The sequence below is a fragment of the Cupriavidus sp. 05N38 genome, assembly GCF_056397345.1.
In genome coordinates this window covers 47,346-68,705 of record NZ_JBFTNF010000036.1, presented here as the reverse complement: position 1 = coordinate 68,705, position 21,360 = coordinate 47,346, and the positions used below count along the sequence as shown (strand labels likewise).

Here is a 21,360-nt window from a genome sequence, read left to right as displayed (position 1 = left end):
GCGCCAGCGCGCCGGCCGCGGGCGGCGGCGCCCCGGCAGCTCCGGCCGGCCAGGCGCCGCGCCAGCCGCAGTAAGGACACCGAAGCATGAACCCCTCACGCCTCTTCATCGAGCGGCCGGTCGCCACCGCGCTGCTGATGCTCGCCATCCTGCTGTCGGGGCTGGTCGCCTTCAAGCTGCTGCCGCTGTCGGCGCTGCCCGAGGTGGACTACCCGACCATCCAGGTCACCACGCTCTACCCGGGCGCCAGCCCGGACGTGATGACCTCCTCGGTCACGGCGCCGCTGGAGCGCCAGTTCGGCCAGATGCCGGGCCTCAAGCAGATGTCGTCGTCGTCCTCGGGCGGCGCCTCGGTGATCACGCTGCAGTTCGAGCTGACGCTGTCGCTGGACGTGGCCGAGCAAGAGGTGCAGGCGGCCATCAACGCCGGCGGCAACCTGCTGCCGGCCGACCTGCCGATGCCGCCGGTCTACAGCAAGGTCAACCCGGCCGACGCGCCGATCATGACCCTGGCCATGACCTCGGACACCATGCCGCTGCCCAAGCTGCAGGACATGGTGGACACGCGCGTGGCGCAGAAACTCTCGCAGCTCCAGGGCGTGGGCCTGGTCAGCATCAGCGGCGGGCAGCGCCCGGCCGTGCGCATCCAGGCCAACCCCACCGCGCTGGCCGCGCTCGGCATGTCGATCGACGACCTGCGCACCGCCATCGGCAGCGCCAACGTCAACGGCGCCAAGGGCAGCTTCGACGGCCCCGCGCGCGCCTCCACCATCGACGCCAACGACCAGCTCAAGTCCGCCGACGAATACCGCCAGATCATCGTCGGCTACCAGAACGGCGCGCCGATCCGCATCACCGACGTGGCCAATATCGTCGACGGCCCGGAGAACAGCCGCCTGGCGGCCTGGGCCAACGACAAGCCGGCCATCGTGCTGAACATCCAGCGCCAGCCCGGCGCCAACGTGATCGAGGTGGTGGACCGCATCAAGGCGCTGCTGCCGCAGCTGCAGAATTCRCTGCCGGCCTCGGTCAAGGTGCAGCAGCTCACCGACCGCACCACCACCATCCGCGCCTCGGTGCGCGACGTGGAGTTCGAACTGCTGCTGGCGGTGGCGCTGGTGGTGATGGTGATCTTCGTGTTCCTGCGCAACGTGCCGGCCACCATCATCCCGGGCGTGGCGGTGCCGCTGTCGCTGGTGGGTACCTTCGGCGTGATGTACCTGGCGGGCTTCTCGATCAACAACCTCACGCTGATGGCGCTGACCATCGCCACGGGCTTCGTGGTCGACGATGCGATCGTGATGATCGAGAACATCATGCGCTACATCGAGGACGGCGACTCACCCATGGAGGCCGCGCTCAAAGGCTCCAAGCAGATCGGCTTCACCATCATCTCGCTGACCTTCTCGCTGGTGGCCGTGCTGATCCCGCTGCTGTTCATGGGCGACGTGGTGGGGCGGCTGTTCCGCGAGTTCGCCATCACGCTGGCGGTGTCGATCCTGATCTCGGCGGTGGTGTCGCTGACGCTCACGCCGATGATGTGCGCGCGCCTGCTGCGCCATGTGCCGGAAGAGAAGCTGTCGCGCTTTCACCGTTCCACCGGCCGCTTCTTCGACAACGTGATCGCGCGCTACGGCCGCGCGCTGGAGTGGGTGCTGGACCGCCAGACGGCCACGCTGCTGGTGGCGGTCGGCACGCTGGTGCTCACCGTGCTGCTCTACCTGGTGGTGCCCAAGGGCTTCTTCCCCGTGCAGGACACCGGCGTGATCCAGGGCATCACCGAAGCCTCTCAGACCACCTCCTTCCCCGCCATGCAGCTCAAGCAGCAGGCGGTGGCCAAGGTGGTGCTGGAAGACCCGGCGGTGGAAAGCCTGTCCTCGTTCGTCGGCGTGGACGGCACCAACACCACGCTCAACGCCGGACGCCTGCTGATCAACCTCAAGCCCAAGGACGAGCGCAGCGATTCCATCGAGGACGTCACGCGCCGCCTGCAGGCCGCGGTCGACAAGCTCGGCGGCGTCTCGCTCTATACCCAGCCGGTCCAGGACCTGACCATCGAGGACCGCGTCTCGCGCACCCAGTACCAGTTCACCGTGCAGGACCCGGACCCGGCCACGCTGGCCACCTGGGTGCCGCGCCTGGTCGAGCGGCTCAAGCAGGAGCCCGAGCTGCGCGACGTGGCGAGCGACCAGCAGAACAACGGCCTGCGCGCCTACGTGGATATCGACCGCGACGCCGCGGCGCGCTTCGGCATCACCACGGCGGTGATCGACAGCGCGCTCTACAGCGCCTTCGGCCAGCGCCTGGTGTCGACCATCTTTACCCAGGCCAGCCAGTACCGCGTGGTGCTGGAGGCCATGCCCGAGTTCCGCACCGACCCGCAATCGCTGGCCGAGCTGCGCCTGCCGTCGTCGTCCGGCGGCCAGGTGCCGCTGGGCGCCTTCGCGCGCATCAGCGAACGCACCGGCGCGCTGGTGGTCAACCACCAGGGGCAGTTCCCCGCGGCCACCATCTCGTTCAACCTCGCGCACGGCGAGTCGCTGGGCGCGGCGGTCGACAAGATCACCAAGGTCGAGAAGGAAATCGGCCTGCCGATCTCCATGCAGACCGACTTCCAGGGGGCGGCGCTGGCGTTCCGCGCGTCGCTGTCCAACACGCTCTGGCTGATCCTGGCGGCGGTCATCACGATGTACATCGTGCTGGGCGTGCTGTATGAAAGCACCATCCACCCGGTGACCATCCTCTCCACCCTGCCATCGGCCGGCGTGGGCGCGCTGCTGGCGCTGCTGGTGTCCGGGCAGGACCTGGGCATCATCGCCATCATCGGCATCATCCTGCTGATCGGTATCGTCAAGAAGAACGCCATCATGATGATCGACTTCGCGCTCGAGGCCGAGCGCGAAGGCGGCATGGCGCCGCGCGAGGCGATCTTCCAGGCCTGCCTGCTGCGCTTCCGCCCGATCCTGATGACCACCATGGCGGCCCTGCTGGCGGCGTTGCCGCTGATGCTCGGCAGCGGTATCGGCTCCGAGCTGCGCCGCCCGCTGGGCGTCACCATGGTGGGCGGCCTGCTGGTCAGCCAGGTGCTGACGCTGTTCACCACGCCGGTGATCTACCTGGCCTTCGACCGCCTGGCCTGCCGCCTCAAGGACTGGCGCCAGCGCCGCTTCGGCGACCCCGACACCGGCGCGCCCGCCGGGGAGCCGAGGCCGTGATGAATCTCTCGGCCACCTTCATCCACCGCCCGGTCGCCACCGCGCTGCTGACCATCGGCATCCTGCTCGCGGGGCTGGCGGCGCTGCGGCTGCTGCCGGTGTCGCCGCTGCCGCAGGTGGACTTCCCCACCATCTCGGTGTCGGCGTCGCTGCCCGGCGCGAGCCCCGAGACCATGGCCGCCACGGTGGCCACGCCGCTGGAGCGCGCGCTCGGCGCCATCGCCGGCGTGACGGAGATCACCTCCAGCAGCTCGCTGGGCTCGACCCGCATCACGCTGCAGTTCGAACTCTCGCGCGACATCGACGGCGCCGCGCGCGACGTGCAGGCCGCCATCAACGCCTCGCGCGCCACGCTGCCCACCAGCCTGCCGAGCAACCCCACCTACCGCAAGGTCAACCCGGCCGACGCGCCGATCATGATCATCGCGCTCACGTCGCCGACCATGACGCGCGGGCAGCTCTACGACGCGGCCTCCACGATCCTCTCGCAGAAGCTGTCGCAGATCGAGGGCGTGGGGCAGGTGACCATCGGCGGCTCGTCGCTGCCCGCGGTGCGCGTGGAGCTCAACCCGACCGCGCTCAACAAGTACGGCGTCTCGCTCGAGGACGTGCGCAACACCATCAGCGCGACCAACGCCAACCGCCCGCTGGGCTCGCTCGAGAACAGCACCACCAACTGGCAGGTCTACGCCAACGACCAGGCCATGAAGGCGGCGGACTACATGCCGCTGATCATCCGCTACGCCACGCCGGGCACCTATTCCTCGGCCTCGGCCGGCGCGCTCATCGCCAGCACCGCCAACGCCACCGCCGGCGGTGGTGTCAGCACCAAGACCGTCAACGGCGTGACCACCACCACGCTGACCACCAGCAGCGGCACCACCACCATCTCGTCCGGCGCCACCGGCGGCAATACCAGCAGCGGCGGGCCCAACTCGTTCGCGGTGCCGGTCCGCCTGTCCGACGTGGCACGCGTGACCGACTCCGTGCAGGACATCCGCAACGCCGGCTCGGCCAACGGCCAGCCCTCGGTGCTGCTGGTGCTCAACCGCTCGCCCGGCGCCAACATCATCGAGACCGTCGACCGCGTCAACGAGATGCTGCCCTCGCTGCAGATGATGATCCCGTCGGCCATCAAGATGGAAGTGATGATGGACCGCACGCCCACCATCCGCGGCTCGCTGCGCGAGGTGGAGCGCACCCTGATGATCTCGGTGGCGCTGGTGATCATGGTGGTGTTCCTGTTCCTGCGCAATGTGCGCGCCACGCTGATCCCAAGCGTAGCCGTGCCGGTGTCGCTGATCGGCACGTTCTCGGTGATGTACCTGGCAGGCTTCTCTCTGAACAACCTGTCGCTGATGGCGCTCACCATTGCCACCGGCTTCGTGGTGGACGACGCCATCGTGGTGCTGGAGAACATCTCCCGCCACATCGAGGAAGGCATGAAGCCGCTCGAGGCCGCGCTGAGGGGCTCGCGCGAGGTGGGCTTYACSGTGCTGTCGATGAGCCTGTCGCTGATCGCCGTGTTCATCCCGCTGCTGATGATGGGCGGCATCGTCGGCCGCCTGTTCCAGGAATTCGCCGTCACCCTGTCGGTGGCGATCCTGGTGTCGCTGGTGGTCTCGCTGACCGCCACGCCGATGATGTGCGCGCGCCTGCTCAAGCCGGTGCGCCCGGAACGGCAGGGCCGCTTCTACCGCGCCAGCGAGCGCGTGTTCACCTGGATGCACGACCGCTACGCGCGCACGCTGGCGGTGGCGCTGCGCCATGGCGCGCTGGTGTGGCTGGTGCTGCTGGCCACCATCGGCCTCAATGTCTGGCTCTACACGATCGTGCCCAAAGGCTTCTTTCCGCAGCAGGATACCGGGCGCCTGATCGGCTTTATCCGCGCCGACCAGGCCACCTCGTTCCAGGCCATGCGCATCAAGCTCGACAACTTCATCAAGATCGTCCAGTCCGATCCCGCAGTGGTCAATGTCACCGGCTTCACCGGCGGTTCGCAGCGCAATACCGGCCAGATGTTCGTCACGCTCAAGCCGATTTCCGAGCGCGAATCGGCCGACGCCATCGTGGCCCGCCTGCGCGGCAAGCTGGCCAAGGAGCCCGGCGCCAGCCTGTTCCTGACCTCGGTGCAGGACATCCGCATCGGCGGGCGCCAGAGCAGCTCGGCCTACCAGTTCACGCTGCAGTCCGACGATCTCGACGTGCTGCGCGAGTGGGAGCCCAAGGTGCGCGCGGCGCTGTCCAACCTCAAGGGCCTGGAGGACGTCGACACCGACACCAACGACAAGGGCCTGCAGACCACGGTGACCATCGACCGCGACACCGCCTCCAAGCTCGGCGTCACGGCGCAGCAGATCGATGCCGTGCTCAACGACGCCTTCGGCCAGCGCCTGGTGTCCACCATCTACAACCCCCTCAACCAGTACCGCGTGGTGATGGAGTTGAGCCCGGAGTACCTGCAGGGACCGCATGCGCTCCAGGATGTCTACGTGGTCACCGGCGGCGGCAGGCGGGTCCCGCTGTCGGCCTTCGCGCGCGTGGCGCCCACCAGCACGCCGCTGGGCGTGAACCACCAGGGCCAGTTCGCCGCGTCCACCATCTCCTTCAACCTGGCCGAGGGCGTCTCGCTGTCGCAGGCGACCGACGCGGTCAAGGCTGAGATGGCGCGCATCGGCGTGCCGGAGACGCTGCAGGCCAATTTCCAGGGCAGCGCCAAGGCCTTCCAGGATTCGCTCAAGAGCCAGCCGCTGCTGATCCTGGCCGCGCTGATCACCATCTACATCGTGCTCGGCATGCTGTACGAGAGCTATGTGCACCCGCTCACCATCCTGTCCACGCTGCCGTCGGCCGGGGTGGGCGCGCTGCTGGCGCTGCTGGCTTCGGGCACCGATTTCAGCATCATCGCGCTGATCGGCGTGATCCTGCTGATCGGCATCGTCAAGAAGAACGCCATCATGATGATCGACTTCGCCATCGATGCCGAGCGGCGCGCGGGCCTGTCGCCGCGCGAGGCCATCTACCAGGCCTGCCTGCTGCGCTTCCGGCCCATCCTGATGACCACCATGGCCGCCCTGCTGGGCGCCATCCCGCTGGCCATCGGCCGCGGCGACGGCGCCGAGCTGCGCGCGCCGCTGGGCATCTCCATCGTCGGCGGCCTGCTGGTCAGCCAGTTGCTGACGCTCTACACGACGCCCGTGGTCTACCTGACGCTGGACCGCTGGCGCCTCAAGGTAAAAGCCTGGCGCCAGCGCCGCGCTTCCGTGCCCCCGGCCACGGCCAGCCTCGAACCCTGAATGCGATCCATGAACACCCTCTTCCGCATCCCTGTCCCCTCCTTCCCGGCCAGCGCGCTGACGCTGGCCTGCGCGCTGCTGCTGGCCGGCTGCGCGGTGGGGCCCGATTACAAGCGCCCCGATGCGCCCGACACGCCGGCCTTCAAGGAAGCGCGCGCCGACAGCACGCAGTGGGGCCAGTGGAAACCCGCCGAGCCGCAGGACGCGAGCGAGCGCAGCAACTGGTGGTCGGTCTTCAACGACCCGCAGCTCGATGCGCTGATGTCGCAGGTGCAGATCTCCAACCAGAACATCAAGGCGGCCGAGGCGCAATACCGGCAGGCGCAGGCCGCGCTGCAATCCGCCCGCGCCGGCTACTTCCCCACCGTGGGAGCTGCCGCGGGACTGGACCGCACGCGCGGCAGCAACGGCCAGATCGGCAACGGCCAGAGCGCGACGCTGTCGGCCAGCTGGGAGATCGACCTGTGGGGCCGCGTGCGCCGCCAGGTGGAGAGCAGTGATGCCAGCGCGCAGGCCAGCCAGGCCGATCTCGCCTCGACCCTGCTGTCGACCCAGTCCACGCTGGCGCAGAGCTACTTCCTGCTGCGCATCGCCGACCAGCAGAAGGCCGCGCTGGACCGCACCGTGGCCGACTACGCCCGCTCGCTGCAACTCGTGCGCAACCAGTATGCGGCCGGCACCGCGCAACGCTCCGATGTGCTGCAGTCCGAGAGCCAGCTCAAGAGCGCGCAGGCACTGCAGATCGACATCCAGATCACGCGCGCGCAGCTGGAGCACGCCATCGCCATCCTGACCGGCAAGCCGCCCGCGGACCTGTCCGTCACGCCGACGGACTACGCCGTCAATGTGCCGCGCGTTCCCACCGTGGTGCCGTCGGCGCTGCTCGAGCGCCGCCCGGACATCGCCGCGGCCGAGCGCCGCATGGCTGCGGCCAATGCGCAGATCGGCGTGGCGCAGGCGGCTTATTACCCCACGCTGACGCTGTCGGCCACCGGCGGCCTGTCCGCCAGTACGCTGGCACACTGGCTGTCGCTGCCGGACCGGATCTGGTCGATCGGCCCGGCGCTGGCCGGCACGCTGTTCGACGGCGGCCTGCGCAGCGCGGCCAAGGCGCAGGCGGTGGCCGCCTACGACCAGACCGTGGCCAATTACCGCCAGACCGTGCTCAGCGCCTTCCAGGAAGTGGAAGACAGCCTGGCCGCCGCGCGCCTGCTCGAGCAGGAGGCCGTGGTGCAGAACGATGCGCTGCGTACCGCGCGCGACGCGCTGGCGCTGGTCAACAACCGCTACCGCGCCGGCACCGCCAGCCTGCTCGACGTGCTGACCGCGCAGACCACGGCCTACACGGCGGAGCGTACCGCCCTGACCATCGCGGGCCGCCAGTACACCACCAGCGCGGTGCTGATCAAGGCGCTGGGCGGCGGCTGGCATATCGTGCCGGACAGCGCGCAAGTTCCGGCGCCCGCCTCGCAGCCCGCCTCGCAGCCCGCCTCGCCGCTCAACGCGCCCGACCTGCCCAGGCCGCCGGCACCGGGCAATATGCCGCCGCCGGCCGGCACGCAGGGCGCGCTGCCGGCGGCCGTGTCGGCGAAGCGGTAGGCACCCGCCGCCCTAGGCTGCGGGAAAGCACACCCGCGCCAGCAGTCCCTTGCCTGCCGCACCATCGAGCAGCACCAGCGATGCACCGTGCGCGGCGGCAATGTCGCGCACGATGGTGAGCCCGAGGCCCGATCCGCCCGGCGCGGCTTCGCCGGCCCGCGCCGGCTTGCCGCGGTAGAACGGCTCCAGCACCGCGGTGCGCTCCGCCGGCGCGATGCCGGGGCCGTCATCCTCCACCTCGAGCACCACCGCATCGCCGTCGCGATAGACGCGCGCGGTCACCACGCCGCCGGCCGGCGTGTAGCGCAGCGCGTTCTCGACGAGGTTGGTAGCCAGTTCGTGCAGCAGCTCGGTGCCGCTTACCGGCTGCGCGCACTCGCCCTCGAAACCCAGGTCGATGCGGCGCGCGCGCGCCGCCGGCATGAGTTCCAGGCAGACCTCGCACAGCAACGCCGCCAGGTCCAGCGGGCGCGGCGCTTCGGCGCCGCCGTGCGCGGCGCGCGCCATCGACAGCAGCCGGTCGGCCAGCGCGGCCATGCGCGCGGTGCTGTCGGCCAGGCCCTGGGCGATGCGGCGCTGCTCGGCGGGGTCGTGCTCGCGTGCGGCCAGCTGCGCCTGCGTGTGCAGCACCGCCAGCGGCGTGCGCAACTGGTGCGCGGCGTCGGCGACAAAGCGGCGCTGCGCAGCCAGCATCTGCTCCAGCCGTGCCATGTAGCCGTTCATCGCCTGCACCAGCGGCGCGGTCTCGCGCGGCGCGCTGTCCAGCGGGAGCGGCGTGGTGGCACCGGGCTGGCGCCGCGCCACTTCGGCGCGCAGCGCATCGAGCGGCGCCAGCGCGCGCCGCGTGAACAGCCAGATCACCAGCACCACGGCCAGCACCAGCATGGCCTGGCCCCACAGCACGTCGAACAGGATGTTGCGGGTGAGCGCCTGGCGCGAATCGAGAGTCTCGCCCACCTCGATCAGCGCCATGCCCCCGTGCGTGCCGCTGGCGTCCATCACCGGCTGGCGCAGCGCGGCGATGCGGATCGGCTGCCCGCGGTAGGTGCGGTCATAGAAGCTCACCAGCGCCGGATAGAGCTTGGTGCGCGGCTGGCTGGAATCGAACGGCGGCAGGTCGTCGTAGCCTGAGACGAATTCGCCGCGCACGCCGCTCACGCGATAGAACATGGTGGCGTTCATGCCCACCTCGAAGGTGTCCAGCGAGATATAGGGCGCATCCACGCGCACGCCCTCCGGCGTGAGCGTGATGCGCTCGGAGATATTGCGCGCCGACGCCAGCAGGGTGCGGTCGTAGGCCAGGTCGGCCGAGGCCAGGGCGTTCGAGTAAGCCACCACGCCGTACACGGCCTGCAGCAGCAGCATCGGCGGGATCAGCCACCAGAGCAGGCGCGCGCGCAGGCTGGCGGGACGCGCCCGGCGCCTGCCCGGCTCAGCCACCGCCGGGCTCCAGCACGTAGCCAAGCCCGCGCAAGGTGACGATGGCGGCGCCCGAACCCTCGAGCTTGCGCCGCAGCCGGTGCACGTAGACCTCGATCACGTCGGGCTGGGTCTCGTCGGCCAGCGTGAAGATGCTGGCGTAGATGCGGTCCTTGCTCACCGTCTTGCCCGGCGGGGTCATCAGGATCTCCAGCACCGCGTGCTCGCGCGGCGTCAGCGCCAGCGGCACGCCGCCCACCTGGAAATGCCGCGCCACGGTATCGAAGCCGAGCCCGCCGCACATCACCAGCGGCGCCTCGGTCTGCCGCGCGCGCCGCAGCAGCGCCTTGACGCGCGCCTCGAACTCGGCGAGGTCGAAAGGCTTGGCCATGTAGTCGTCGGCGCCCAGGTCCAGGCCCTTGACACGATCACCCACCTCGCCGCGCGCGGTCAGGATCATGACCGGCACGCGGCAGCCGCGCTTGCGCAGGCGTGCCAGCAGGTCCAGCCCGTCGCGGTCGGGCAGGGTGAGGTCCAGCAGGACCAGTGCGTAGTCGATGCCGCCCGCCCCGGCCGCGCCGGCGTGCGTGCTGAACAGCAGCGATTCGGCGCTGGCCGCGTCGGCGGCGCGCTCCACGGTGAAATGCATGGCGCGCAGCGCCTGCGTCACCCAGGTGGCCAGTTCGTCATGGTCCTCGACCAGTAGCACTCTCACGGAAATCCCTCCTCCTGCCTGATCTTGTTGTCATGCGGACCCGCTGGCCTTCGGGCTCGCGCGCCGCTAACATGCCTGAATTTTGCACCTTCTGCCAGCACCGTCCGGTTCTGGCGGGAGGATTCCGCCCGGCATCCGCCACACGGAGGGCGGCCGCACCCGAGGAGACCCGATGAAGCCCTTCCCGGCAGCCTTGCACCTGGCGCGCGCCGCGCTGGCGCTTGCCGCTTCCTGCGCGTTCGGGGCGAGCGCCGCCGCGCCGGAGTGCATCGTGCCCGCCAAGCCCGGCGGCGGCTTCGACCTGACCTGCAAGCTGGCGCAGCGCGCGCTGCTGGAGGCCGGCATGACCGGGCAGCCGATGCGCCTGGCCTACATGCCGGGCGGCATCGGCGCGGTAGCCTATAACAGCGTGGTGGCCCAGCGCCCCGCCGAGCCGGACACCATCGTCGCCTTTTCTAGCGGCTCGCTGCTGGCGCTGGCCGAAGGCAAGTTCGGCAAGTATGGCGCAGCGGACGTGCGCTGGGTCGGCGCGCTGGCCACCGACTACGGCGTGGTCGCGGTACGCGCCGATTCGCCCTACAAGACCTTGAAGGATCTGGTGGCGGCGCTCAGGTCGGATCCGGACCAGGTCCTGTTCGGCGCCGGCGGCACCATCGGCAACCAGGACTGGATGAAGGCCGCGCTGCTGGCGCGCCAGGCCGGGGTGGGCTACAAGCGCATGCGCTTCGTGGGCTTCGAGGGCGGCGGCGAGGCCTTTACGGCGCTGCGGGCCGGCCAGGTGCAGGCCGTCTCCGGCGATGCATCCGAAGCAACAATGCAGCTGGCCATGTGCGACATCCGCATCCTCGCGGTACTGGCGGAGCGGCGCCTGCCCGGCACGCTGGCCGCCGTGCCCACCGCGCGCGAGCAAGGCTACGACATCGACTGGCCGGTCGTGCGCGGCTTCTACATGGGGCCGAAGGTGGCGCAGGCCGACTACGCACGCTGGGCGGCGCGCTTCGAGCGCCTGCAGGCCAGCCCGGCCTTTGCCCGCCTGCGCGCCGAGCAAGGCCTCTATCCCGCCGACATGGATGCCGCCGCGCTCGATGCCTACGTCAAGCGCACCGTGCAGCGCTACGGCACGCTGGCCAAGGAGTTCGGCCTGGTGCGCTAGCGGCGCGGTACGCTCATGGCGCGGCGCCTGGGGCTTGCGCGGCATGGGCGGCACGGGCGGCATCGCCGGCGGGACGCGGCAGCGGCTGCTTGCTCACGCGTTCCTTGAGCCAGGTGGCGGCCTTGCCGAGCGGCCGCTGCTTGTGCCACACCAGTTCCATCGCCACCGGCCAGTCCTGGTCGTCGAATTCCAGCACCGGGGACACCAGTTGCGCCGCCGCCGGCGAATTGGCCGCCACGTGCCACGGCACGAAGGCCCAGCCAAGGCGCCGCTTGACCAGTTCTACGATCACCCACTGGCTTTCCACCCACCACACCTCGGCCGCCACGCGCAGGCGCTTTTTCTCCTCGCTGTCGCTGCTGCGCACGGCCACCATGAGCTGGCGGTAGCGCTTGAGCTCCTCCCAGCCCACGCGCTGGTCGGCCAGCGGATGATCCGGCGCGCAGATGATCTGCATCGGCACCCAGCCCAGCGCGCGAAAGCCCAGCTCGGGCGGCAGCACTTCCTGGCGCCACATCAGGCCGAGGTCCGCGCTGCCTTCCAGCACCAGGCGGCTGACATCCTCCATCAGCGGGAACAGCAGTTCCAGCTCGACCGCCGGGAAGCGCGTCGAGAACTCTTCGAGCATCACGCCCAGCGTCTCCTCCGGATACAGCTCGTCCACCGCCAGCACCAGACGGCTTTCCACACCCTCGCCCAGGCTCTTGGCCACCCCGCGGAAGTGCTCGCAGCGCTCCAGGATCACGCGCGCCTCGGCCAGCAGGCGCTCGCCGGCGGCGGTCAGCACGGGATAGCGCGCGCTGCGGTCGAACAGCTGGTTGCCGAGGTCGATCTCCAGATTGGAGACGGCCGCGCTGACCACCGACTGCGCCTTGCCGAGCCGGCGCGCGGCGGCCGAGAAAGAGCCGCATTCGGCGGCGGCGGCGAAGGCCTGCAACTGTTCGAGGGAAAGGCTCATGTGATGCTCCCGGCCGCCACCAGACCGGAGGGCGACAATCTATCTGTTAAAGCGATGGATACCAACTTTACCATCATCGTAATCCAGATAGAATGGCCTCCATCGTGTTGTCACACAGGAAGGATCATGCGTACGACAAAGGACCGGATTCGCCACACCATCGGCTTCGAAGTCATCGGCCTGTTTATCTTCGCGCCGCTCGCCAGCCTGGTGTTCGGCTTCGCCCTGCACCAGATGGGCGTCATCGCCGTGGTCGCCTCGGTCATCGCCGCCGGCTGGAACTATCTCTACAACCTGCTGTTCGACAAGGCCATGCTGCGGTTCACCGGACAGCTGCGCAAACCCGTGGCGGTGCGCGTGCTTCACGCGATCCTGTTCGAGGCAGGCCTGCTCGTGGTGTTCCTGCCGCTGGTGTCGTGGTACCTCGACATGAGCCTGTTCGACGCCTTCGTCATGGATATCGCCGTGGCGGCGTTCTATGTGGTCTATGCGTTTATCTACAACTGGGCCTACGACACCGTGTTCCCGGTCGGCAAGACCGCGGCAAGCCAAAAGCCGGCGGTGCTGGCGGAGCCGTGCAGCCGCTAAGGCCAGGCGCGGCACGACAAGAAAAACGGATGCCGGCGGCATCCGTTTTTTATTGTCCGGCACGCAGCCGGTATGCACCCGGCATGCAAGGCCGGGGAGGCTCAGTGGCGCTCCGGCGTCGCCACGTTACCCACCACGCCGCCCAGCGCGGCACCGCCGAGGGTCGCGGCCGGGCCGCCGATCAGCGCCGCGCCGGCTACGCCGCCGACGCCTGCACCGATTGCCGTATTGCGCTGCTTGGGGGTGATGTCGGCACAACCCGCCGCGCTCAGCAGGGTGGCCAGCACAAGTGTCAGGGTCAGGGTACGCATGGTGGGGCTCCTTTCTGGATTTGCGTGGGCGCCGGGCAAGGGAGCCGGGCGCGTCTCATGCACCAAGTATGGCGTCGCGCAAAGCACTTCGGGAGCGGGCCCAGGCCGAACCTCCTGTCGGACGATTCCCACAAGTGACCCGGCCGAGGATGGGGCGGGACGGCGTGCGCCCTGCTCTCACGGGTTATCCCCCATCGCCGCATGCTTGAAGCGCGCCGCCATTTAGTTATACTCCATAACAAATCTGCGGCTTGCCCTCCGCCGTGCACGGACACGCGGCAAGCCACGACAAAAGCGATGGAGACAACACCATGAAGATCGCGATAGCCGGCGGCGGCATCGGCGGCCTGACGCTGGCACTGCTGTGCCACCGCCACGGCATCGAGGCCGAGGTCTGGGAAGCCAGCGAGACCATGCGCCCGCTCGGCGTGGGCATCAACCTGCTGCCGCACGCGGTGCGCGAGCTGGCCGAGCTCGGCCTGCGCGACGCCATCGCGGAGCTCGCCGTACCGACTTCGTCGCTGTCCTACTACAACAAGCTCGGCCAGCGCATCTGGCACGAGCCGCGCGGCCTCGCCGCCGGCTACGAGCTGCCGCAGTTTTCCATCCATCGCGGCGAGTTCCAGATGCTGCTCTACCGTACCGCGATCGAGCGCCTGGGCGCGCATCGCGTGCATGCGGGCCACGCCTTCGAAACGGTGACCAGCACCGGCGCCGCCGCCGGCGAACCGGTCACCTTCACGCTGCGCCGCCGCAGCGACAACGCCGTGATCGCCGCGCAGGCCGATGTGCTGGTGGGCGCCGACGGCATCCATTCCGCGGTACGCCGCCATTTCTACCCGCACGGCGACGCGCCACGCTTCTCGCGCCGCACGCTGTGGCGCGCCGTGAGCGAGGCGCCACCGTATCTCGACGGCAGCGCGATGTTCATGGCCGGCCACCAGGACCAGAAGTTCGTGGCCTACCCGATCTCCGGGCCGCTGCGCCGCGAAGGCCGCTCGCTGGTCAACTGGATCGCCGAGCTGCGCGTGCCCGACCACGTCTCCGATACGCCACCGCGCAGCGACTGGAACAAGCAGGTGGACAAGTCCGTGTTCGCCGCCGCCTTTGCCGGCTGGCGCTGGGACTGGATCGACATTCCCGCGCTGATCGACGGCGCGCAGGCCATCTATGAATTTCCGATGGTGGACAAGGATCCGCTGCCGCGCTGGACCTTCGACCGCGTGACCTTGCTGGGCGATGCCGCGCACCCGATGTATCCGATCGGCTCCAACGGCAGCGCGCAGGCCATCCTCGATGCGCGCTACCTGACCGACTGCCTGCTGGCCAACGGCGCGCCGCACGACAAGTCCGGCGCCGGCTACGCGCTGCGCGAGTACGAGGCCGAACGGCTGCCGCGCACCGCCGCCATCGTGCTGCGCAACCGCCTCAACGGCCCCGAGCAGGTCATGCAGCTGGCCGAGCAGCGCGCGCCGCAAGGCTTCAGCGATATCGAGACGGTGATCCCGCGCGCGGAGCTCGAAGGCATCGCGCAGCGCTACAAGCAGCTGGCCGGCTTCGACCGCCAGTCGCTGCAGCTGCCGCCGCGCTAGCGCGTCCGCTCGCCGCCGGTCCGCCGGCATCGTCGTTCGTCAAATCATGCCCACCCGCGACCGGCCGTGAACAGCCGGCGCCATCGCCAGAGAAAATGAGAGAGGGAGACACCGTGCCGCGCCCCAGCTTTTGCCGCTTCGCCAATGCAACCGCGTTCCGCCGCCATAGCGTGGCGGCTGCAAGCCTTGCCGCCACCCTCGCCACCCTCGCCACGCTTGGCGCGGCGCCCGCGCTGGCCGAGGTGACCGTCGGCGTCAGCATTTCGTCGACCGGGCCGTCGGCGTCGCTTGGCATCCCGCAGAAGAACAGCATGCCCTTGCTGCCGGACGCCATCGGCGGCGAGAAGATCCGCTACGTGGTGCTGGACGACGCCTCCGACCCTACCCAGGCCACCAAGGTGGCGCGCCGCTTCGTCAGCGAGGACAAGGTCGACATCATCCTCGGCTCGTCCGCGGTGGCGCCGTCCATCGCCATCGCCGAGGTCGCCGACGAAAGCCAGACCGTGCAGCTGGCCTTCTCGCCGATCGAACTCAAGCCCGGACACGGCGAATGGACTTATCGCCTGGCGCAGCCCGTCAGGCTGATGGCCGAAGCCGTGGCGGATGCGGCGCATGCCAGGGGCGTCAAGACCGTCGCCTTCATCGGCTTTGCCGACGCCTACGGCGAAACCTGGCTCAAGGAATTCACCACGGCCGCCACCGCGCGCGGCATCCGCCTCGTCGCTACCGAGCGCTATGCCCGCTCGGACACCAGCGTCACGGCGCAGACGCTCAAGCTGATTGCCGCGCGCCCCGATGCCGTGCTGATCGCCGGCGCGGGCACCGGCGCGGCGCTGCCGCATACCGCGCTGCGCGAGCGCGGCTACACCGGGCCGGTCTATCACACGCATGGCGCGGCCACCAAGGACCTGATCCGCATCGGCGGCAAGGCCGTCAACGGCTCCATCCTGCCGGCCGGCCCGGTCATCGTCGCCGAGCAGCTGGCGGACAGCGCGGCGGTCAAGAAGCCGGGCCTCGACTATGTGGGCCGCTACGAAAAGCAGTTCGGGCCGGACAGCCGCACCCAGTTCGGCGCCCATCCCTACGATGCGGGCCTGGTGCTGCAGCGGATCGTGCCGGCGGCGCTCAAGCGGGCCAGGCCGGGCACGCCCGAGTTCCGCCGCGCGCTCAAGACGGCGCTGGAAAGCGAGCGCGATATCGTGGTCTCGCACGGCGTGCTGAACTACACGGCACAGGACCACTTCGGCTTCGACACGCGCGGGCGCGTCATGCTGACCACCGACAACGGCAACTGGAAGCTGCTGAAATGACGGCGCCCGCTGCTGCCGCCGGCGCGCTGGCGCTGCCGGCCCCCACGCTCGAACATGTCGCGGATTTCCGCTTCCGGCTGGCCCCGGCCACCGAGGTCGGCGTCAGCGCGCTCGGCAACCGCCGCGTGATCCCCATCCTCGACGGCGTCGTCACCGGGCCGCGCCTGCAAGGCCGCATCCTGCCCGGCGGCGCGGACTTCCAGCTGGTCCGCCATGATGGCGACAAAGGCGACAAAGGCGACAATGGCGACGCCGTCAGCGTGGCCGATATCGAAGCGCGCTATGTGCTGGAGACCGACGACGGCGCCCGCATCTACATCGTCAATGCCGGCGTGCGCAGCGGCCCCGCCGGGCTGATCGCGCGCCTGGCTGCCGGCGAGCTCATCGATCCTGGCCTGGTCTACTTCCGCACCGCGCCGCGCTTCGAAACGGCGGCGCCGGGCTACGGCTGGCTGATGCAGCACCTGTTCGTCGCCACCGGCGCACGCTACCCCGACCGGGTCGAAATGCGGTATTTTCGCGTGGTATGAGATGCCGGCCGCAATCCTGGACTTCCACACCGACGCAGCCCCATGAACACAGCCAAGGCGCGCCCGCGCCGCAGCCGCGAAGCCCTCGCCCCTGATCCCGCCAGCCCGGGTGGCGGCACCGATGCCGCCGCCGGCTTCGACCCGCACGTGGCCGACATCGACTACGGCGTGCTCGATAGACTGGTGGGCTACGCCATCCGCCGCGCGCAGATCCGCATCTACGAAGACTTCGTGCAGTCGCTGGCGCAGTGGAACATCACGCCGCCGCGCTTTTCCGCGCTGGTGATCATCGCGCGCAACCCCCATCTCAAGCTGACCGAGCTGGCACGCATACTCGGCATCGCGCGCTCCGGCGCGGTACTGCTGGTCGATGCGCTGGAAGACATGAAGCTGGTGGCGCGCCGCCCGGCCCCGCACGACCGCCGCGCCTACAGCCTGGTGCTGACCCCGGGCGGGCGTCGCACGCTGGAAGCCGCCACCGCGGCCGTGTGCGAGCACGATGCGCGCGTGGCGGCGGCCCTGAGCGCGGAGCAGCAAGACACGCTGCGTGCGCTGCTCGGCCAGCTGGCGCCGCCCGGTGGCGCCGCCGCCGCGCAAGCGGGCGGCCTCGCGGAAATCTGAAAACGGCGTCATCCGCGGCGCCATGTCCATGCGTTAACATGGGCACCATGCAGAAACGCCCCTCCCCACTTCTTCGCCGCCTGCTGCCGCTTTGCGCCGCGGCGCTGCTATTCGTCAACGGCCTGCCGGCCGCCACGGCAAAGACCGCCAAGGCCAAGGCCGCCCACGCTGCCGCCGCAACCACCAGGCACGCCGGCAGTGAAGCCGCCGAGCCCGCCGCCGCGCGCTCGGGCCTGCCGGCCGGCGTGATGGCCGCGCTCAAGCGCGCCCATATCCCCGCGGCATCCACCAGCTTCTATGTGATCAAGGTCGGGGCGCAGGCACCGCGCGCGAGCTGGAACGCGCAGGCGCCGATGAACCCCGCGTCGACCATGAAGCTGGTCACCACCTTCGCCGGGCTGCAGTTGCTGGGGCCCGCCTACCGCTGGCAGACTTCGCTCTACGCCGACAGCCAGCCCGGCGCCGACGGCACCGTCAACGGCAACGTCTACCTGCGCGGCCAGGGCGATCCCAAGCTGGTGCCCGAGGAGATGGCCAAGCTGGTCGCCTCGGCGCGCACCGCGGGCGCCACCACCATCAACGGCGACCTGGTGCTGGACCGCAGCTTCTTCGACGCGGCCATCGACAACGGCAACACCATCGACGGCGAAACCCAGCGCGCCTACAACGTCAGCCCCGATGCGCTGCTGTATGCGTTCAAGACGCTGTCCTTCACCCTCACCCCCGATGCCGCCAGCCAGACCGTGGCGGTTTCGGTCACGCCGGCGCTGGCCCAGCTCAAGCTCGACAACCGCCTCGCGCTGTCGCACGGCAAATGCGGCGACTGGCGCGCGCACGCCAACCCGATGGTCACGCCGCAGCCGGACGGTACCGTGCTGGCCTCCTTCGACGGCAGCTATGCAGCCGACTGCGGCGAGCACGTGGTCAATATCGCCACGCTCTCGCACAACGAGTTCGCCTGGGGCGGCTTTGTCGCCGAATGGCAGCTCGCGGGCGGCCGCTTCACCCACCAGCCCGCCCTACGCATGGGCCGCGCGCCGCGCGGGTCCTTCCTGCTGGCGCGCCACTACGGCCAGCCGCTGTCGGAGATCGTGCGCGACATCAACAAGTATTCGAACAACGTGATGGCGCGCCAGCTGTACCTGACCATCGGCGCCGAGATCGACCGCAGCGGTCCCGCCAGCACCGCGCGCTCGGCCAAGGTAGTGCAGCGCTGGCTGGGCCGGCAGGGCCTGGACATGCCAGGCCTGGTGCTGGACAACGGCTCGGGCCTGTCGCGCGAAGAGCGCATCAGCGCCTACGATATGTCGCGGCTGTTGCAGCAGGCGCTGGCCAGCGATGTGGGGCCGGTGCTGATCGATTCACTGCCGATCCTGGGCGTGGACGGCACCCTGCGCAACCGCCTCACCCGCGCGGGCGCTGCCGGCAATGCCTACATGAAGACCGGCACGCTGGCGGACGTGCGTGCGCTGGCGGGGTATGTGGATGCCTTGAATGGCGACCGGTATGTGGTGGTGAGCTATATCAATCATGCGAATGCTTCTGCCGGGCAGCAGGCGCACGATGCGTTGTTGCAGTGGGTCTATCAGGGAGCGCCCTGAGGTTTCGCGCTTCCGGGCTGAAGTCAAAGACAGCTTCAAGGCATCGCTGCCTTTGAAGCTGTCCTGGCTTTCAAGCCAGGCGGTGACGGTGAGGCTTGCGGCGCCGGGCGGAAAGTCAGCTCAAGTGCCCGGGATCAGTTGAACGCCGCGGCGGCCCGCTGCAACCGGTCCCTCACCCCATCCCACTCGTGCCCGGCCGGCAGGGCCTCAACCGCCAGCAGTCCGTACCCCTCCCGATCCAGCCTGCGCAACAGGCGGTACAGCTCGCGCGCAAAGGCCTCGGCATCCGCGGGCGCCGGCACCCAGGTACAGCGCGGATCGGTGGCAGCCTCGCGCCCCACCCAGGCCACTTTCGCACCGGCAGGCAGGTTCGCCAGTTGCGCGGGCAGGTCCGCCATCGACGACAACACCAGCGGCGTATGCGGTGCGTAATGCGCTTTCAGCGTCCCCGAGGCGCGCGGCGCGGCGGCGTCCGGCGGCAAGGGCGTCGCACCCAGGACGCCTGCCATCATCGCCGGCGTGATCGCGCCGGGGCGCAGCAATACCGGTCCGATGCCCTGCTCCAGCCGCGACAGGTCGACGATGGTGGATTCGATGCCGACTTCCACGCCGTCGCCTTCGAGCACGAAGACGCTGTCGCCGAATTCGTCGCGCACGTGCTGGGCCGTGGTCGGGCTGACCTGGCCGAACTTGTTGGCCGACGGTGCGGCGATGCCGCCGCGGCCGCGCTTGAAGCGCGACAGCAGCGCCTGCGCGACCGGATGCGAGGGGCAGCGCAGGCCGATGCTGTCCTGGCCGCCCGCCACCGCCGCGGGGATATGGGCGGCACGCTTGAGGATCAGCGTGAGCGGGCCGGGCCAGAACGCGTCGATCAGGTCCTGCGCGGCCGGCGGCACGTCGTCCACCCAGTAGCTGATGTCGCCGCCGTCCACCACGTGCACGATGATGGGATGGTTGGACGGGCGCCCCTTGGCGGCGAAGATGCGGGCGATGGCCTCGGGGTTCTCCGCGTCGGCGCCGAGGCCGTAGACGGTCTCGGTGGGAAAGGCGACCAGCTGGCCGGCTTCCAGCAGTTGGACCGCCTGGTCAAGTTCGGCGGGGGTAGGCATGCGCGACATCGATGGATCTCTGGGGCGGGGGTGAGGCGCGACGGCGGGCGCGCCGGGGGCCGGTCAGGGCTCGATATGGAGCGCCTTCAAGGCGGTGTCGAAGGCGCGCGCGGCATCGGCAGCCTCGCCSCCCACGCAGTTGACGTGGCCCATCTTGCGCGAGGGGCGGGCGTCGTTCTTGCCGTAGAGGTGGAGCTTGGCGCCTGCCTGGCCCAGCACTTCGTCCCAGGCCGGCGTACGCTCCAGGCCGAACTCGAACCAGGCGTCGCCGAGCAGGTTGAGCATCTTGCCGGCGGAGTGCTGGCGCGTGCTGCCCAGCGGCAGGCGTGCCATGGCGCGCACCTGCTGCTCGAACTGGCTGGTCTCGCACGCATCCATGGTGATGTGGCCGGAGTTGTGCGGGCGCGGCGCCATTTCGTTGGCGACCAGCGAGCCGTCCGTCAGCACGAAGAACTCGATGCACAGCACGCCCACATAGCCCATCTCGGTGGCGATGGTGGCGGCAGCGGCACGCGCGCGATCGGCGATCTCGTCGGAGACGCTGGTCGACGGCATGGTGGTGGCGAACAGGATGCCGTCGCGGTGCACGTTCTCGGCCAGCGGCCAGGTAGCGGTGCTGCCGTCGGCGGCGCGCGCGGCCAGCACGGAGACTTCGTAGGCCAGCGGCAGCATCTTCTCCAGCACGCAGGGCACGTGCTGCATGGCGCGCCACGCGGCACGCACGTCTTCGCGGGTCTTCACGCGGGCCTGGCCCTTGCCGTCGTAGCCCATGCGCGCGGTCTTGAGGATGCCGGGCAGCAGTTCCTCGGGCAGCTGGTCGACGTCGGCATCGTGCTGGATCACCCAGTGCGGCGCGGTGGGCACGCCGGTGCGCTCGGCGCACAACGCGAAGAACTTCTTCTCGCCGATGCGGTTCTGCGCGATCGACACGCAGTAGCCGCGCGGCGCGACGAAGGCACCGAGCTGCTCGAGCCGGTCCAGCGAGAGCGAGGGCACGTTCTCGAACTCGGTGGTCACCGCCGGGCACAGGCGAGCCATCTCGGCCAGCGCCGCCTCGTCGGTATAAGGCGCGCAGATGTGCTTCTCGGCGATGGTGCCGGCCGGGCTGTCCTGGTCCGGGTCGAGCACGCAGACCTTGTAGCCCATGGACTGCGCGGCCTGCGCGAACATGCGGCCGAGCTGGCCGCCGCCGAGCACGCCGAGCCAGGCGCCGGGCAGTACCGGCGCACCGGGATTGTCGAGGCCGAACTCGGCACGCGACTCGGGCGTGTGGGCTTCGACCAGGTAGGGATGGATGTCGGTAGGCATGGCGCTCTTTTGCGGTAAAACGGGGCTGGGCTGGC

16 protein-coding genes are annotated in these 21,360 nt (G+C 69.7%); 10 read left to right on the top strand and 6 right to left on the bottom strand.

Features of this window, described 5'->3' with window-relative positions; translation table 11 throughout:
• The first annotated feature begins 86 nt into the window (after positions 1-86).
• From AC1DK4_RS24680 to AC1DK4_RS24670, 3 genes are read left to right on the top strand one after another with little or no spacing between them, the layout of a single operon-like run.
• A complete protein-coding gene (locus AC1DK4_RS24680; protein WP_441621533.1) occupies positions 87-3,215 on the top strand; it encodes an MdtB/MuxB family multidrug efflux RND transporter permease subunit in 3,129 nt (1,042 codons plus the stop codon).
• Complete coding sequence (locus tag AC1DK4_RS24675; protein WP_441643547.1) at positions 3,215-6,511, top strand: efflux RND transporter permease subunit; 3,297 nt, start codon at positions 3,215-3,217, stop codon at positions 6,509-6,511. Before AC1DK4_RS24680 ends, AC1DK4_RS24675 begins: the two co-directional genes overlap by 1 nt.
• Positions 6,512-8,110 (top strand): efflux transporter outer membrane subunit, encoded by a 1,599-nt coding sequence (locus AC1DK4_RS24670; protein ID WP_441621531.1) that lies wholly within the window; start codon positions 6,512-6,514, stop codon positions 8,108-8,110.
• Positions 8,111-8,122: 12 nt separating this feature from the next.
• Here the strand turns inward: AC1DK4_RS24670 and AC1DK4_RS24665 are convergent, their stop codons facing one another.
• Both AC1DK4_RS24665 and AC1DK4_RS24660 read right to left on the bottom strand, forming a co-directional pair.
• Complete coding sequence (locus tag AC1DK4_RS24665) at positions 8,123-9,550, bottom strand: sensor histidine kinase (RefSeq protein ID WP_441621530.1); 1,428 nt, start codon at positions 9,548-9,550, stop codon at positions 8,123-8,125.
• Complete coding sequence (locus AC1DK4_RS24660) at positions 9,543-10,244, bottom strand: response regulator (RefSeq protein WP_441621528.1); 702 nt, start codon at positions 10,242-10,244, stop codon at positions 9,543-9,545. Before AC1DK4_RS24660 ends, AC1DK4_RS24665 begins: the two co-directional genes overlap by 8 nt.
• Positions 10,245-10,416: 172 nt before the next feature.
• Between AC1DK4_RS24660 and AC1DK4_RS24655 the strand changes: the two genes are divergently transcribed.
• Complete coding sequence (locus AC1DK4_RS24655; protein WP_477131838.1) at positions 10,417-11,397, top strand: Bug family tripartite tricarboxylate transporter substrate binding protein; 981 nt, start codon at positions 10,417-10,419, stop codon at positions 11,395-11,397.
• A gap of 13 nt (positions 11,398-11,410) precedes the next feature.
• Here AC1DK4_RS24655 and AC1DK4_RS24650 read toward each other — a convergent pair whose 3' ends face one another.
• On the bottom strand, positions 11,411-12,355 hold the full coding sequence (locus AC1DK4_RS24650) for a LysR family transcriptional regulator (protein ID WP_441621524.1): 945 nt from the start codon (positions 12,353-12,355) through the stop codon (positions 11,411-11,413).
• A 126-nt stretch (positions 12,356-12,481) separates the two neighbouring features.
• On the opposite strand from AC1DK4_RS24650, the gene AC1DK4_RS24645 reads away from it, so the two are divergent.
• Entirely contained in the window at positions 12,482-12,943 is a 462-nt protein-coding gene (locus AC1DK4_RS24645) for a PACE efflux transporter (protein WP_441621522.1), read from the top strand.
• A gap of 101 nt (positions 12,944-13,044) precedes the next feature.
• Here the strand turns inward: AC1DK4_RS24645 and AC1DK4_RS24640 are convergent, their stop codons facing one another.
• Complete coding sequence (locus tag AC1DK4_RS24640) at positions 13,045-13,254, bottom strand: hypothetical protein (RefSeq protein ID WP_441621520.1); 210 nt, start codon at positions 13,252-13,254, stop codon at positions 13,045-13,047.
• 311 nt (positions 13,255-13,565) lie between these two features.
• Between AC1DK4_RS24640 and AC1DK4_RS24635 the strand changes: the two genes are divergently transcribed.
• From AC1DK4_RS24635 to dacB, 5 genes are all read left to right on the top strand, one after another.
• On the top strand, positions 13,566-14,846 hold the full coding sequence (locus tag AC1DK4_RS24635; protein ID WP_441621518.1) for a flavin-dependent oxidoreductase: 1,281 nt from the start codon (positions 13,566-13,568) through the stop codon (positions 14,844-14,846).
• Between the two features lie 170 nt (positions 14,847-15,016).
• Complete coding sequence (locus AC1DK4_RS24630) at positions 15,017-16,156, top strand: ABC transporter substrate-binding protein (protein WP_441621538.1); 1,140 nt, start codon at positions 15,017-15,019, stop codon at positions 16,154-16,156.
• Entirely contained in the window at positions 16,153-16,686 is a 534-nt protein-coding gene (locus AC1DK4_RS24625; RefSeq protein WP_441621516.1) for a DUF3237 domain-containing protein, read from the top strand. Before AC1DK4_RS24630 ends, AC1DK4_RS24625 begins: the two co-directional genes overlap by 4 nt.
• A gap of 42 nt (positions 16,687-16,728) precedes the next feature.
• Positions 16,729-17,307: a MarR family winged helix-turn-helix transcriptional regulator gene (locus tag AC1DK4_RS24620; protein ID WP_441621514.1), complete on the top strand. Its 579-nt coding sequence runs from the start codon at positions 16,729-16,731 to the stop codon at positions 17,305-17,307.
• A 38-nt stretch (positions 17,308-17,345) separates the two neighbouring features.
• A complete protein-coding gene (gene dacB, locus AC1DK4_RS24615) occupies positions 17,346-18,908 on the top strand; it encodes a D-alanyl-D-alanine carboxypeptidase/D-alanyl-D-alanine endopeptidase (RefSeq protein WP_441621513.1) in 1,563 nt (520 codons plus the stop codon).
• A 134-nt stretch (positions 18,909-19,042) separates the two neighbouring features.
• On the opposite strand, the gene AC1DK4_RS24610 is transcribed toward dacB, so the two are convergent.
• A complete protein-coding gene (locus tag AC1DK4_RS24610) occupies positions 19,043-20,026 on the bottom strand; it encodes an L-threonylcarbamoyladenylate synthase (RefSeq protein ID WP_441621511.1) in 984 nt (327 codons plus the stop codon).
• 54 nt (positions 20,027-20,080) lie between these two features.
• Entirely contained in the window at positions 20,081-21,325 is a 1,245-nt protein-coding gene (locus AC1DK4_RS24605; RefSeq protein WP_441643545.1) for a 5-(carboxyamino)imidazole ribonucleotide synthase, read from the bottom strand.
• Between the last annotated feature and the right edge of the window lie 35 nt (positions 21,326-21,360).

Coding starts and splice junctions, on each gene's coding strand:
- AC1DK4_RS24670 (WP_441621531.1), top strand. CDS start 6,512: ATGCGATCCATGAACACCCTCTTCCGCATCCCTGTCCCCTCCTTCCCG.
- AC1DK4_RS24655 (WP_477131838.1), top strand. CDS start 10,417: ATGAAGCCCTTCCCGGCAGCCTTGCACCTGGCGCGCGCCGCGCTGGCG.
- AC1DK4_RS24650 (WP_441621524.1), bottom strand. CDS start 12,355: ATGAGCCTTTCCCTCGAACAGTTGCAGGCCTTCGCCGCCGCCGCCGAA.
- AC1DK4_RS24645 (WP_441621522.1), top strand. CDS start 12,482: ATGCGTACGACAAAGGACCGGATTCGCCACACCATCGGCTTCGAAGTC.
- AC1DK4_RS24640 (WP_441621520.1), bottom strand. CDS start 13,254: ATGCGTACCCTGACCCTGACACTTGTGCTGGCCACCCTGCTGAGCGCG.
- AC1DK4_RS24635 (WP_441621518.1), top strand. CDS start 13,566: ATGAAGATCGCGATAGCCGGCGGCGGCATCGGCGGCCTGACGCTGGCA.
- AC1DK4_RS24625 (WP_441621516.1), top strand. CDS start 16,153: ATGACGGCGCCCGCTGCTGCCGCCGGCGCGCTGGCGCTGCCGGCCCCC.
- AC1DK4_RS24620 (WP_441621514.1), top strand. CDS start 16,729: ATGAACACAGCCAAGGCGCGCCCGCGCCGCAGCCGCGAAGCCCTCGCC.
- dacB (WP_441621513.1), top strand. CDS start 17,346: ATGGGCACCATGCAGAAACGCCCCTCCCCACTTCTTCGCCGCCTGCTG.
- AC1DK4_RS24610 (WP_441621511.1), bottom strand. CDS start 20,026: ATGTCGCGCATGCCTACCCCCGCCGAACTTGACCAGGCGGTCCAACTG.